Origin of the sequence: Actinocatenispora comari, assembly GCF_017312725.1 — a bacterium.
GTDB lineage: Bacteria > Actinomycetota > Actinomycetes > Mycobacteriales > Micromonosporaceae > Actinocatenispora > Actinocatenispora comari.
The window spans coordinates 184441-197401 of sequence record NZ_BOPO01000128.1; the positions used below are offsets into that span (position 1 = coordinate 184441).

Genomic DNA, 12961 nt, shown 5'->3' on the forward strand with positions numbered 1-12961 from the left:
GTCCTTCCGACTGCAGGCACCGTTGCCTTGGAGAGGTCGTGCGGATCGGGCTCGACCGACCTCTGCTTGAGCTGATCACCGGTTCAACGACACGAGTCGTTCGAGGGTCGTCGGGATACCGACGCCTCTGCGGTAATGGTCCGGCCTGGGGTGACCGTCGGTCATCGTTCCCGCGAAACGAGCCGGGAGCCGATCATTGTGCGCAGAGCACAACTCAGCCGTGCAACCTGCCCGCATAAAGCTGGATCTGTAGTGCCAAGCGCACGTCCGGTGCATCCAGGTCCACCGGGAGCGCGGCGCGCAGCCGGCGCATCCGGTAGCGGAAGGTGTTCGGATGGACGTGCAGCTGCCGGCTCGCCGCCGCCGGATCGGCCGGGTGCGCGAGGTACGCCCGGAGCGTCTCGCCGTACCAGCCGCCGCGCGAGTCGTCCGCGCCGAGCAGCTCGCCGAGCGGCCCGATCGCGAGCAGGTCGGCCAGCGGCACCGCGCCGGTGACCAGGTCGAGCACCGCCGCCGCCCAGGAGTCCTCGTGCGCCGCGACCGGCCCGGTGACGAAGCCGCGGTCGATCAGCCGCAGCAGCGCCGCCGCCTGGCCGGCCGAGCGGTGCAGCTCGCCGAGCCGGTCGACCGGACCGCCGGCCGCGACCCGTACGTCCGGCTCGGTGCGGGCCAGCTCGGTGCCGAGCTTCGCCAGCCACGGCCAGGAGCCGGTGTCACCGTGCTCGGTCACCACCGCGTACAGCCGGCCCTCGTACTCGGTGATCGCCGGTCGCCGCCAGCCCCGGCTGCGGCCGATCGACTCCCACAGCGCCTGCAGCCGGTCCGCGTGCCGGGGCGTACCGGGGTGCGGGTCGTCCGGCGCGGCCAGATCCAGCGCCACCGCCCGGTACGGGCCGGGCGGCAGGGCCAGGTCGGCCGGGTCGTCGGCGCCGGTACCGGACAGGGCGGCGCGCAGCCGGTCGGCGGCGACCCGGCGGGCCACGTCGGCGGCGGCCCGTACCCGCAGCAGGTGCAGTGCGACCACGCTCGCGGTGTCGGCGAACGCCTGGACCCGCTCCTCCGGCGGCCGTTCCGGCACCAGCGCCCAGATCGAGCCGAGCAGCTGCCCGGACAGCCGTACCGGCACGATCAGCCGCGGCATCGTCCCGTCCGGCTGCTCCGGTACGAAGATGGGCTCGGAACCGCTGCCGAGCCGGCGGAACACCCCGCGGGAGCGGAACTGGCGCAGCACGTCGGCGGGCACCCGGCGGCCGACGATGGTGGACAGCCGCGCGGCGTCCGCCTGCTCCTGCCGCTTCGAGTAGGCGAGCACCCGGGAGAACTCGTCCTCGATGGTCACCGGCGCGTCGATCACCGCGGCGGCCGCGTCGGCCAGCGTGAACAGGTCCTGGAACGCCGGCGAGTCGACCGAGCCGGCGGGCGCCGCGACGGTACCGGTGTCGACCAGGCTGCGCAGCAGCCACACCACCTGCGCCCAGGACACCTGCCGGCGGGCGGTCACCAGCGGCAGCCGCAGCTCGCGGGCCCGGGCGCGTACCGCGGGTTCGCGGGCGACGGGCGGCCGCAGCAGCAGTGCCGCCGCGCCCCGGTCGGCGCAGCGTGCCAGCACCGCGAGCGCCGCCGGCACGTCGTGTACCGCGACGCCGAGGACCAGGTCGCCGGGATGGATGCGGTCGACGTCGGACGGGTCGGGGTCGGCGACGACGACGTCGCGCACGCCCGGGTCGGCACCGACCTCGACGGGGTCGAGCAGTCCGGGGCCGAGCGCGTCGAGCACCCACCGCAGCCCGATCACCGCGCCTCCCGCCGTCGTCGTCGCCCCCATTCTGTCCCGGTACCACCGTGTACCGGCCGGCGAGCCGGGTACCCGGTGTGGTGCGGGCGACGGTTTGCGCACGCGCCGATCGGGTAATCTGGAATAGTTCCAGATTATGACCCGGCCCGCCCGGGTACGAAGACGGATCACAAGGGGGAGAGATCATGGCAGCCGTCACCGGCCCACTGTCCGACGAGGCCCGCAAGGTCACCGGCGATGCCCTGCAGTCGGCGCTGGTCGACCTGGTCGACCTGTCGCTGTCGGCCAAGCAGGCGCACTGGAACCTGATCGGGCCGCACTTCCGGTCGCTGCACCTGCAGCTCGACGACGTCGTCGACATCGCCCGCAAGCACATGGACATCGTCGCGGAGCGGGCCGTCGCGATCGGCGTCAACCCGGACGGCCGCGCCGAGACGATCGCGAAGTCGGCGCACACCAAGCAGCTGCCCGACGGGTACGTGCAGGACCATGACGTGATCGAGTTCTTCACCAGCCTGCTGGCCGACATCGTGCAGCGGTTCCGCACCCGGGTGCGCGACACCGACGAGCCGGACCCGGTCACCCAGGACCTGCTGATCGCGGCGACCCAGGACCTCGAACAGCAGCACTGGATGATCCAGGCCCAGAAGTAGCAGGCCCAGAAGTAGCCGGTACCACCGCGACCGCGGCCCGACGCACCAGCGCGGGCCGCGGCCGCCGTGCCGGCCCGATGACCGCGGCCCGGCACGGCATCGCGGATGTGACCGCGGCCCGGCACGGCATCGCGGGCGCGGTCGCGGGGCTGCCCAGCCCCGTCGCTCGTGCGGCTCGGTTCAGGCGTCGAACGCGGCGCCGGCGGCGGTCGGGTCGCCCGCCGCGATCGCCTGGTAGATCTCCCGATGCCGCTCGTACAGCCCGGGCGGCGGCACCGCGTCGGCCGAGTCGGGCCGGTCCGGCCAGACCAGCTGCGCCTTGCGCAGCGCGCCCACCACGCCGGAGCGCAGCAACGTCAGCGCCGGGCTCGCCGCCGCCGCGATCATCGCCTCGTGGAACTCCTCGTGCGCGGTCAGCACCGCGTTCGGCCGGTCGTCGCGCATCCCCTCCAGCGCCTGCCGCAGCACCGCGAGCTGGGCCCGGTCGGCCTGCGTGGCCGCCTCCCGGGCGGCCTGCCGGTCCAGCGCGTCCAGCGCGGTGAACATCGACTCGGCCGGCAGCCCGGAGAACGTCACCGCGACGCCGAGGGTGCGGGTGAGCGCCTGCGGGTTCAGCGCCTCCACGTACGTGCCGGAGCCGGACCGGCGGCGCAGGATGCCGGCCGACTCCAGGAACCGCAACCGGTCCCGCAGCGCGGTACGGCTGACGCCCAGGCGGGTGGCAAGCTCGCGCTCGGCCGGCAGCCGCTCGCCCGGCCGGATCTCCCGGATGATCGCGGCGAGCCGCATCGCGAGCGGATCGGCCAGCGCGTCCGGTGGATCGGCGAGCGGCCCGTCACCCGTGTACCCGTAGCTCATGGCCCGCATTGTTCCGTGTACTGAGCGGATGTGCGGCCCCCGCACGGCAGGTTTGACCGAATCTTGCCCCGCCGGCGCTTTCGATCTTGGACGGCGACCGGGGCCGGACGCGACGAGGCCGCATCGGCGAGCGATGCGGCCTCGGTACGCAAGCCCGGGCGGACCCACGACCGCGGAAAGCTTCGTTCTTCCCCCCGTCGTGCAGCCCGCCCGGCTGCCGGTGTCTCGCCCCCCTGGCCGGTGCCACCCCCCAGTTGCGCCGGCCGCAAGACACCCTGGTCGTCGCGATTCATTCCCGTCGATCGGTACGACCACCTACAAGGTTGGTAGCACCGCGCATGGTTGTCAAGAGTTGCCGGCGAATTACTCGGCGTAATTTTGCCAGGTGAAGATGGGTGGGTTTGGGGTCAAGAGTCGCTACCCGGGAATGGTCGACCGCTGGATCATGCAGGACAGCCGGGCCGTGCAGACCCGCCGCCCGGCGTCGTCGACGACCTCGATCTCGTACGTGGCGAGGCTGCGTCCGAGCCGCAGCGCCGTCGCGGTGGCGGTGACCGATCCGTCCTGCACGCCGCGGTGATGGCTCGCGTTGAGTTCGATGCCGACCGCGCGGCCGGCCGGCCCGGCGTGCAGCGCCGCCCCGACCGACCCGACGGTCTCGGCCAGCACGCAGGACGCGCCGCCGTGCAGCAGCCCGTACGGCTGGGTGTTGCCGACGACCGGCATCCGGCCGACGACCCGCTCCGGCGTCGCCGAGAGCACCTCGACACCCATCCGGTCGGCGAGCGCACCCATGCTCTCGAAGACCTCGCTCAGCGCGGCCGCCGTCGCCGCCCGCTCGTCCACGCCCGCCACCTCGCCCACGCTCGCCGCGTCGCCCGCGGCCGTCGCCGCACCGCCGGTGCCCGTCTCGTCCTCCGCCATGACCGCGACGCTACCCGCCCACCGCCGGACCCGACACACGACACCGCCGTGCCGCCCGCCACACCGCCACCGAACCGACTTCCGTTGCCCCGCAACCAGACCGCTTCCGGCTCGGCTGGGACCGTTGTGCCCCAGCAGAACCGTCCCGCGACCGCTCGTCGGCTCACCACCGCCGCTCAGTGACAGTCCACAGTGGATGCAAGTCTCGAAAACGGGTTCCGCCCTTACCGCAGGGAAAGCGGTTCAGGCTCATCCACAGTGGACATATCTCGGGTCGTGACTCGGGTCAGCTCCGGGTGGCGATCAGGTGCAGGAGCGGTGCCACCGCCCGGTACGGGTCGGTGCGGCCGGCGCGGTCCTCCGCATCCAGCAGGGCGGCGAACGTCTCGTCGTCCGGCACCGGGGCGTCCGCGGCGACGGTGTCGGTGAACACCCGCACGCCGTACCAGGCGGGTACGGACAGGCCGTGACCGGTCAGCGCCGCGGTCAGGTCGGCGCGGCGGTCGGCCCGGGCCTGCACGCCGATCCGGTTCAGGTAGCCGGCCTGGGTGAACGCGCGGTGCACGGCGGCCCAGTCACCGATCAGCCCGGGCCGCATCGCGAGCGCGTCCCCGTTGCGTACCAACAGGGACAGCACGCCGCCGGGCGCGAGCAACCGGACCAGGTCGGCGAGCAGCGGGGCCGGATCGGCGAAGTACATCAGTACGCCGTGACACAGCACCAGGTCGAAGCTCGCCGGCGCGAACAGCTCACCGAGCCGGCCCACGTCGGCGGGCACCAGCGTGACCCGATCGCGTACCGCGGCCGGCTCGGCGCCCAGCGCCGTCTCGAAGTCGGCCAGCAGCCGGTCGGACGCGTCGAGCCCGGTCACCCGGTGCCCCCGCCGGGCCAGCCGCAGCGCCTGGGTGCCCTGGCCGCAGCCGACGTCGAGCACCCGCCGCGGCGGCGAATCCGGTACCTGCTCGGCCAGTTGACGGGCCACGAGCTCCTGCCGGACCTCCTGGCGCAGCGTCCCGAGGCGTGCCCGCCACTCCCGCTCGCCCGGCGCGAACCCGGTCACGACCGGTCCAGGAAGGCGGTCATCCGGCGGCGCTTCTCGTCGTCCTCGAACAGCACCGCCTGGGCCAGCTGCTCGAGCTGCGGGTGCGCGTCGGCCGGCGCGTCCACGGCGAGCTTGGTGAGCCGCAACGCGAGCGGCGAGACCTTCGCCATCCGGTCCAGCAGCGCGTGCGCGGTCGCCAGCAGCTCGTCCGGCGACACCACCTGCGACACCAGCCGTACCGCCAGCGCGTCGGCGGCGGTGAGCCGGCGCCCGGTGTACAGCAGCTCCTTGGCGAGCGATTCGCCGACGAGCTGTGGCAGCCGGTAGAGCGCGCCGGCGCCGGCGACGATGCCGAGCCGTACCTCGGGCTGGCCGAAGAAGCTGCGGTCGGTGCAGATCCGCACGTCGCAGGCGTAGCAGAGTTCGGCGCCGCCGCCCAGCGCCGGCCCGTCGACGGCCGCGACGCTCGGCATCGGCAGCGACCGGATGTGCCGCATGATGCCGTGGTTGATGCCGGCGAGCGCGTCGTACCGGCCGCGGTCACGCAGCTGCGCGATGTCCGCACCGGCCGCGAAGATCCCATCGGTACCGCCGGTGAGCAGCAGCAGCTTCGGCTCGCGGGTCAGCTTGTCGCACACCGCATGCAGCTCGTCGACCATCTCCGCGTCGATCGCGTTGCGCTTGTCCGGCCGGTGCAGCGTGACGACGACCCGGTCGTCCCGCTCCGCCACCAGCAGCGTCCGGTACTCAGCCACCGGCGTCCTCCGTTCCCTCGTCGGGCGCGACGAGGCCGGCCGGCCGGGCGCGCGCCACCCTGACCGTCGCCCCCGGCGGGTCGGCGGCGAGCGGCGCCTGCGGCTCAGTCATCCAGCACCTTCCTTCCGTCGACCCAGCGGTAGAAGCCCTGGCCGGACTTGCGCCCGAGCCTGCCCTCGGCGACCATCCGCTGCAACAGGTCCGGCGGCGCGAACCGGTCCCCGTACGCCTCCCGCAGCGTCTCGGCGATCGCCAGCCGCACGTCCAGCCCGACCACGTCGGTCAGCTCCAGCGGCCCCATCGGATGCCGGTACCCGAGGGTCATCGCGGTGTCGATGTCGGCCGGGCTGGCGACCTTGGCCTCCACCATCCGGATCGCCTCCAGACCGAGCGCCACGCCGAGCCGGGAGGACGCGAAGCCGGGCGCGTCGGCCACCACGATCGGCTCCTTGCCCAGCCGTACCGCGAGCGCCAGCGCCGCGTCCGTGGTCGCCGCCGCGGTGTCCGGGCCGACCACGACCTCCAGCAGCCGCATCGACCAGACCGGGTTGAAGAAGTGCAGCCCGCAGAACCGGTCCGGGCTGGACAGCACGGCGGCCAGCGCGCCGATCGCGATGCTGGAGGTGTTGCTGGCCAGCAGGCCCGGCCGGAGCCGCTCCGCCTCGCGCAGCAGCTGGCGCTTCAGCTCCACCCGCTCCGGTACCGCCTCGATCACCACGGCCGGCTCCGGCGCGAGGTCGGTGAGCGCGGTCGCGGTGGTCAGCCGGGCCCGGGCGGCAGCCGCGTCGGCGGCGTCCTGCCGGCCGGTCGCCACCGCCTTGTCCCACCGGGCCGCCAGCGCCGCCAGCGCGGCCGCCGCCCGGTCGCCGTCGACCTCGACCAGCTCGACGTCGTACCCGGCGTTCGCGGCGACGTAGCCGATGCCGATGCCCATCGTGCCGCCGCCGATCACCACCAGCCGCTCGGTCACCCGTACCTCCCACCGCTCGACAACGCTGTCGAGCAGACCCTACCGGCGCCCTTCGACCCCACCGCTGGCATCACCGGGCCGACCGGTGGCACCGCATCGGGAGCGTCGGGGTGTTGCGACCGTCGCGCGGCCGACGTCAGGTGCACGGCGTTCAGCCCCGAGCTCGACGACTACCGGGACGCGCGGCCGAAGGGCAGGGTCTTCCTGCACGTCACCGTCGACAATCCCCGGTGACGCGGCCCGTCGCCGTCGCACCGTCGCGCGGTCGGTCAGCCGCCGCTGAAGCCGTGCAGGAGGTAGACGACCGTCCACAGCGCGGTGGCGAGGATGCCGATGGAACTGGCCATGCCGAGCCGGTTGTCCGGGCTGATCCGCTGCCGGCGGGCGGCCACGGTACCGATGCCGACCAGGATCAGCGCGATCACCGAGGCGCCCGGTACCAGCAGGCCGGTGATGGCGAGCGCGCAGGACCAGCCGCCGAGCGGGGTGCGCTGCTCCCGGCCGTACCGGCTGGCCACCGGGATGCCGAGCGCGACCAGCCGCTGCCGGGCGAGCAGGATCTCCCGGACGCACCGTTCCAGCGCCGGTGTCCGCGGGTTGGGGTTGCGCGCCGCCTCCCAGTACGACGGGTAGCCGCTGCGGCTGATCTCCACCGCGAGCCTCGCCTGGGCCCGCTGCAGCCTGCGTACGGTCCGGTCGGCGCGCAGGCCCGCCTTGGCCGCGGCGCGCTTGCGGGCGGCGCTCCGGCCGCGCGCGGTGACCAGTGCGTCCATCTCGTCCGGGTCGACCAGTACCGGTTCGATGCCGTTCAGCCGGCCCAGGTAGTACCCGGCCTCGTGCCGGCGGGCGACCCGCAGCATCAGCAGTACCGCGACGAAGCCCGGGATGCCCTTGATCAGCAGGCCGGCGATCAGGCCACCGACGCCGATGCCGAACCCGTCCCGCAGCAGCGGCGAGTTCCAGACGAAGTGCAGCGTCCAGGCGCCCAGGTACGCGAGGACCGCGACGCCGACGCGGATCCGCAGCGGCCGGTCGGTACGGACGACCGCATAGCCGACGCCGGCCCCGACCAGCGCGGTGAACAGCGTGTGGCTCCACAACCCGCCCAGGAACCCCCGAACCAGGAACGTCGCCACGACCGGCATGACCGTGTCGCCGTCCCCGGCGAGTACCACCGAGTTGATCGAGTAGACGAAGTCCTCCACGACCTGGAAGCCGAGGCCGACCAGCGCCCCGTAGACGAAACCGTCCACGACGCTGTTGACGTGCCGCTTGGCCAGCAGCACGATCGCGACCACGCCGAGCGCCTTCAGCGTCTCCTCGTTGGTCGGGCCGACGATGGCCGGCGCCCACCGGTCGGCGAAGCTCGGCGAGAACACCTTGGCGAGGATCTCCTGCGCCGCGGTGTTGCCGATGTTGGCCATCGCGGTCGCCACCAGGCCGCCCCAGCAGAACGCCGTGGCGAGCAGCACGAACGGTTCCCGTTCCAGCCAGTCGACCTCCCGCACGACCCAGATGAACGGCACCGCGTACGCGGCGAACAGCACGAACGCGATCGCGGAGGCACGCGGGTAGAGCCGGACCGCGTCGGCGAAGATCAGCCCGATCCGCCAGGCGCCGATCGCGACGAGCACCGCGACCATCCACACCGCGGGCATCCGCAGCTGTACCGCGGGGCCGGACGCGGCCGGCGGCGGCGCCACCGGCGGCCGTTCGGCGATGCCGGCCCGGTGCCGGCCGTCATGGGACAGCGGGCGACGCGCACCGACCCGTTTGGTGATCTTGCGAGTCGGCTCGGCACCGTCCTCGGGTACCGCGCCGGACGTCACGACGCACCGAACCGCACGCTACGGATCATGGCGGTCAGGTCCGTACCCTCCTTGCGCAGGTCCGACCCGTCCCCGGCCATGCTGATCTCGACACCGACGCCGTGATGCCCGAACACCGCGTACGTCCCGTTCCGCCCGGGCGTGGAGTAGCTGCCGGCGAGCCCGGACACGCCGGTCACGGTCGACGTGGGGTGTTCCTGCTGCGAGGCCTGGTACCCGGGATTGCTCTGGATCTTGCGCCGCAGCTTCTCGCTCAGCCCGGGCAGGTCCCCGGCGTACCTGCTGGCCTCGACGACGACCCGGACGCTGCGCACCGAGAACACCAGCCGGTACAGCGAGGGTTGGGTCTTGGTGACGTCCAGGACGGCGTCGGCCGGCGCGGCGACGGACACGCCGAGGCCGACGTCGAGCCGCTCGCCGGCACGCAGCGAGCGCCCGGCGGGCAGCGCGTCGTCGATCGTGGGCAGGCCGATCGCGATGGCGGCGACGACAGCGAGTACGGCGAGGCTGCCGTACAGGTTCGGACGGAGCACGGCAATCCCCACCTCACTCTGAGTCGGTGGTGACCAGCAGAAACGTAGCGTATAACGCCAAATGGTGCGGTCTCGAACCGCGCTCGGTGACGGTCTGGCTCCCCATCGCCCCACCTCCACCACCGCCGGCCGCGCCCGGCGGCACCTCTCATCGTCCGTCCCGCCGCCCTGTTGATCAAGGCGTACCGGCGGGCAACTCCCCCATCGTGTTCGGCGGTGTGTGTCACAGAACGCACGCACGGTAATCGTGACTCGGGAGTCGTAGCCTGCGATGTCATGGAGTTCGCCGAAGTGGTCCGGCGTCGCCGGATGATCCGCAACTACGACCCCGACCGCCCGGTGCCCGCCGAGGTACGCGACCGGATCCTGCGGCACGCGCTGCGTGCGCCGTCCGCCGGGTTCTCCCAGGGCTGGGCGTTCCTGGTACTGGAGTCGGCCGACGACCGGGCCCGCTTCTGGGCGGCGACCGCGCCGGACGACTCGACGCCGGACGCGCCCTCGCGGTGGCTGGCCCGGATGTCCACCGCGCCGCTGCTGGTGGTGCCGCTGTCGCACCGGGACGCCTACCTCGACCGGTACGCGGAGCCGGACAAGGGCTGGACCGACCGGGACGAGGCCCGCTGGCCGGTGCCGTACTGGCACATCGACACCGGGTTCGCCGCCCTGCTGATGCTGCTCACCGCGGTCGACGAGGAACTCGGCGCGTGCTTCTTCGGCATCCCGCCGGAGCGCATCGACGCGTTCCGCGGCGCGTTCGGGGTGCCCGCCCCGTACCTGCCGATCGGTGCGCTCACCATCGGCTACCGGGCGCCCGACCCGCGCTCGCCGTCGCTGCGCCGCGGCCACCGCCCGTTCGACGACGTGGTCCACTTCGGCCGCTGGTGACCCCATCGGCCGCGTTCCCGCGGGGACGCGAAAGGACGCACCCGCCCGGTGGGGGGTGCGTCCTGATTGCGCCGTGACGCCTGTGCCGGATCCTCCTCGCCGCCGCTCGGGGGTGCGCGGTACAGGCCTCACCACCATCCGCCGCCGAGGCGACGGAACGGTCGTCCCTACTCGCCCTGTCGCTGCGTGGGGATCTGCCCCTGGAGCAGAGCCCGCACCTCGGACTCGCGGTAGCGCCGGTGGCCACCGAGCGTCCGGATGGCGCTCAGCTTGCCGGCCTTCGCCCACCGGGTCACGGTCTTCGGGTCGACCCGGAACATCGAGGCCACTTCGGCCGGGGTGAGCAGCGGCTCGGATTCGTGCGTACGCGATGCCATCGGTTATTCCTCCTGATTACTCTCAGCCATCGACCGGGGTCCCGCCGGCCGACGCTCTTCCATGGTCCGTCCTGTCCGCGATGTCCGACATGGGCCGAACGGATGAACTGGGCTGGACAACAGGAGGAACTAAGTCCGATCTATCCCCATTAACTGGCGTGCGGTCAGTTGCGGCGTTCCCGTAGCTGCACCTTCCGCCACCGTTCCAGCAGGTCGGAGTAGAGCTCGCCGGCCGCGTCCGTGTCGCCGCGGGCCAGCGCGGCCAGAGTGTCCGCCACCACCCGGGGCGAGTCGTCGTCCAGCAACTCACGATCACCCATCAGGTAGACGAGGCCGCCGTAGTCCAGCTCGACTACCGAGCGTGGATGGAACTTCTCCAACCAGCGCGCGTCGTTCTCCACCGCCAGCGTCATCGGCGCGTGCTCGCCGACGGTCCGCCGCATCACCGCGAGCGCCCGGTGCGCCCGCCGCCGGGCCCGCGCCATCGACGTCCGGTACCGGACGTGCCGCTCGGTCGGGGCCAGCCCGGCACGGCGCTCGTCGTACTCCACGAAGGCGAACCAGCGGGCCGGGACCACCCAGCCGGACACCAGCTCGTGCAGCAGCTGGTCGTGCTCGGTCAGGGCGCCGCCGCCGGTACGCAGGTCGCCCAGCGGGTCGGCGGCGGTGCGCCAGTCGGCCACCACCCGCTCCGCCACCGCGGTCAACGCCGGCGGTACGAACGCGTCCGCGAGCGCCGCGGGCACCCCGCGCCGGGCCGACAGCACCCCCTGCGCCACCTGGACCCGCAGGTCCCACGGGCAGACCAGGGTCACCTCGCCGTCGGTCACCGAGTACGCCTCGTCGGGCAGCTCGGGCAGCTTGGTCCAGCCGGCGCCCAGCGCCTCCAGCACCGTGCGACGCTGCCGCGCCGGGCCGAGCGCCTGCGGTACGGCACGATTGGCCGCCAGGTAGCGCCGCCAGTGCTGCTGGCGGGCACGCTCGAACGCGATCAGCGGTTCGTAGACGCGAAGGTACGACGCGAAGGGCGGCACGGCGCCGATCGTGCCACGTCCGGGCGCGCCGCCGCCGACGCGGTGTCCGCGAGTTGGGATGCACCGCACCTGTCGCCCCGTACCGGGCGAGCGCGCGCACTACGCTCAGTTGTACCGGCAGACCCGCCGGCGGCGTGCCGCCACCCCACAAGGACGCGGCCGAGGACAAGTAGGAGTGACGAAAGATGGGCGTATTCACCGCCGACACCGGTCATGAACAGGTCGTCTTCTGCCAGGACAAACCGTCCGGGCTGAAGGCGATCATCGCGATCTACTCCACCGCCCTCGGCCCGTCCCTCGGCGGCACCCGCTTCTTCCCGTACCAGAACGAGGACGACGCGATCCACGACGCGCTCGAACTGTCCCGTGGCATGGCGTACAAGAACGCGCTGGCCGGGCTGGACCTCGGCGGCGGCAAGGCGGTGATCTGGGGCGACCCGAACGCGATCAAGTCCGAGGCGCTGCTGCGCGCGTACGGCCGGTTCGTCGAGTCGCTGGCGGGTCGCTACATCACCGCCTGCGACGTCGGCACCTACGTCGCCGACATGGACATCGTGGCCAAGGAGACCCGGTACGTGACCGGGCGGTCGGTCGAGCACGGCGGCGCCGGCGACTCGTCCATCCTCACCGCGTACGGGGTGTTCCAGGGCATGCGCGCGGCGGCCGAGCACGCCTGGGGCCAGCCGACGCTGGGTGGCCGCAAGGTCGGCGTGGCCGGCGTCGGCAAGGTCGGCCGGTACCTGCTCCAGCACCTCACCGAGGACGGCGCGAACGTCGTCGTCACCGACCCGAACGAGGCCGCGATCGCCTGGGTACGCAGCACGTACCCGCAGGTCGACGTCGTCGCGGACGTGAAAGCGCTGCTCGCCGCCGACATCGACGTGTACGCGCCCTGCGCCATGGGCGGCGCGCTGAACGACGAGACGGTCGGTGCGCTCGGCGCCAAGATCGTCTGCGGCGCGGCCAACAACCAGCTCGCCCACCCGGGGGTGGAGAAGGTGCTCGCCGACCGCGGCGTGCTCTACGCGCCCGACTACGTGGTGAACGCCGGCGGTGTGATCCAGGTCGCGGACGAGATCGACGGCTTCAACTTCGACCGGGCCAAGTCGCGGGCCAGCAGGATCTTCGACACCACCAAGGAGATCCTGGCGCTGTCGGACACCGACGGGGTGCCGCCGGCGGTCGCCGCGGATCGGCTCGCCGAGCGCCGGATGGCCGAGTGCGGCCGGCTGCGTGGCATTCTGTTGCCCGGCCACTGACCAGCAACCGTACGGCCGGCTCCCAGCGGGGGCCGGTCCGCGACGC

The 12961-nt window shown here is 73.0% G+C and carries 13 protein-coding genes; 3 read left to right on the forward strand and 10 right to left on the reverse strand.

Going from position 1 to position 12961, the window contains the following annotated elements:
• Positions 1-214: 214 nt before the first annotated feature.
• The gene (locus NUM_RS31885) at positions 215-1825 is read right to left on the reverse strand and encodes a helix-turn-helix domain-containing protein (protein WP_207128626.1); all 1611 of its coding nucleotides are present in this window, start codon (positions 1823-1825) and stop codon (positions 215-217) included.
• Positions 1826-1980: 155 nt separating this feature from the next.
• Here NUM_RS31885 and NUM_RS31890 point away from each other — a divergent pair, with 155 nt between their 5' ends.
• Entirely contained in the window at positions 1981-2448 is a 468-nt protein-coding gene (locus NUM_RS31890; RefSeq protein WP_207128627.1) for a Dps family protein, read from the forward strand.
• Between the two features lie 180 nt (positions 2449-2628).
• Here the strand turns inward: NUM_RS31890 and NUM_RS31895 are convergent, their stop codons facing one another.
• The 7 genes from NUM_RS31895 to NUM_RS31925 form a co-directional block, all read right to left on the reverse strand.
• Positions 2629-3306 carry a FadR/GntR family transcriptional regulator gene (locus NUM_RS31895; RefSeq protein WP_207128628.1) on the reverse strand — a complete coding sequence of 226 codons (678 nt, stop codon included), beginning with the start codon at positions 3304-3306 and terminating at the stop codon, positions 2629-2631.
• A 417-nt stretch (positions 3307-3723) separates the two neighbouring features.
• Positions 3724-4230, reverse strand: a complete 507-nt coding sequence (locus tag NUM_RS31900; protein ID WP_225918988.1) for a PaaI family thioesterase — start codon at positions 4228-4230, stop codon at positions 3724-3726.
• A 286-nt stretch (positions 4231-4516) separates the two neighbouring features.
• A complete protein-coding gene (locus NUM_RS31905; RefSeq protein ID WP_207128629.1) occupies positions 4517-5290 on the reverse strand; it encodes a class I SAM-dependent methyltransferase in 774 nt (257 codons plus the stop codon).
• On the reverse strand, positions 5287-6027 hold the full coding sequence (locus NUM_RS31910) for an enoyl-CoA hydratase/isomerase family protein (protein ID WP_207128630.1): 741 nt from the start codon (positions 6025-6027) through the stop codon (positions 5287-5289). The genes NUM_RS31905 and NUM_RS31910 overlap by 4 nt, the downstream gene beginning before the upstream one ends.
• A 104-nt stretch (positions 6028-6131) precedes the next feature.
• On the reverse strand, positions 6132-6998 hold the full coding sequence (locus NUM_RS31915; RefSeq protein ID WP_207128631.1) for a 3-hydroxyacyl-CoA dehydrogenase family protein: 867 nt from the start codon (positions 6996-6998) through the stop codon (positions 6132-6134).
• Positions 6999-7267: 269 nt separating this feature from the next.
• On the reverse strand, positions 7268-8827 hold the full coding sequence (locus NUM_RS31920; protein WP_207128632.1) for a PrsW family intramembrane metalloprotease: 1560 nt from the start codon (positions 8825-8827) through the stop codon (positions 7268-7270).
• A complete protein-coding gene (locus tag NUM_RS31925; RefSeq protein WP_207128633.1) occupies positions 8824-9360 on the reverse strand; it encodes a hypothetical protein in 537 nt (178 codons plus the stop codon). Before NUM_RS31925 ends, NUM_RS31920 begins: the two co-directional genes overlap by 4 nt.
• Positions 9361-9636: 276 nt before the next feature.
• Between NUM_RS31925 and NUM_RS31930 the strand changes: the two genes are divergently transcribed.
• Entirely contained in the window at positions 9637-10245 is a 609-nt protein-coding gene (locus NUM_RS31930) for a nitroreductase family protein (protein ID WP_207128634.1), read from the forward strand.
• Between the two features lie 167 nt (positions 10246-10412).
• Here NUM_RS31930 and NUM_RS31935 read toward each other — a convergent pair whose 3' ends face one another.
• Positions 10413-10622: a BldC family transcriptional regulator gene (locus tag NUM_RS31935; protein WP_030448411.1), complete on the reverse strand. Its 210-nt coding sequence runs from the start codon at positions 10620-10622 to the stop codon at positions 10413-10415.
• 164 nt (positions 10623-10786) lie between these two features.
• Complete coding sequence (locus NUM_RS31940) at positions 10787-11656, reverse strand: hypothetical protein (RefSeq protein WP_207128635.1); 870 nt, start codon at positions 11654-11656, stop codon at positions 10787-10789.
• 185 nt (positions 11657-11841) lie between these two features.
• Here NUM_RS31940 and NUM_RS31945 point away from each other — a divergent pair, with 185 nt between their 5' ends.
• A complete protein-coding gene (locus tag NUM_RS31945; RefSeq protein WP_207128636.1) occupies positions 11842-12915 on the forward strand; it encodes a Glu/Leu/Phe/Val family dehydrogenase in 1074 nt (357 codons plus the stop codon).
• Positions 12916-12961 lie beyond the last annotated feature (46 nt).

Bases quoted from the DNA above. Each gene is read 5' to 3' on its own strand.
- NUM_RS31890 (WP_207128627.1), top strand. From the start codon at position 1,981: ATGGCAGCCGTCACCGGCCCACTGTCCGACGAGGCCCGCAAGGTCACC.
- NUM_RS31885 (WP_207128626.1), bottom strand. From the start codon at position 1,825: ATGGGGGCGACGACGACGGCGGGAGGCGCGGTGATCGGGCTGCGGTGG.
- NUM_RS31930 (WP_207128634.1), top strand. From the start codon at position 9,637: ATGGAGTTCGCCGAAGTGGTCCGGCGTCGCCGGATGATCCGCAACTAC.
- NUM_RS31895 (WP_207128628.1), bottom strand. From the start codon at position 3,306: ATGAGCTACGGGTACACGGGTGACGGGCCGCTCGCCGATCCACCGGAC.
- NUM_RS31945 (WP_207128636.1), top strand. From the start codon at position 11,842: ATGGGCGTATTCACCGCCGACACCGGTCATGAACAGGTCGTCTTCTGC.
- NUM_RS31900 (WP_225918988.1), bottom strand. From the start codon at position 4,230: ATGGCGGAGGACGAGACGGGCACCGGCGGTGCGGCGACGGCCGCGGGC.
- NUM_RS31935 (WP_030448411.1), bottom strand. From the start codon at position 10,622: ATGGCATCGCGTACGCACGAATCCGAGCCGCTGCTCACCCCGGCCGAA.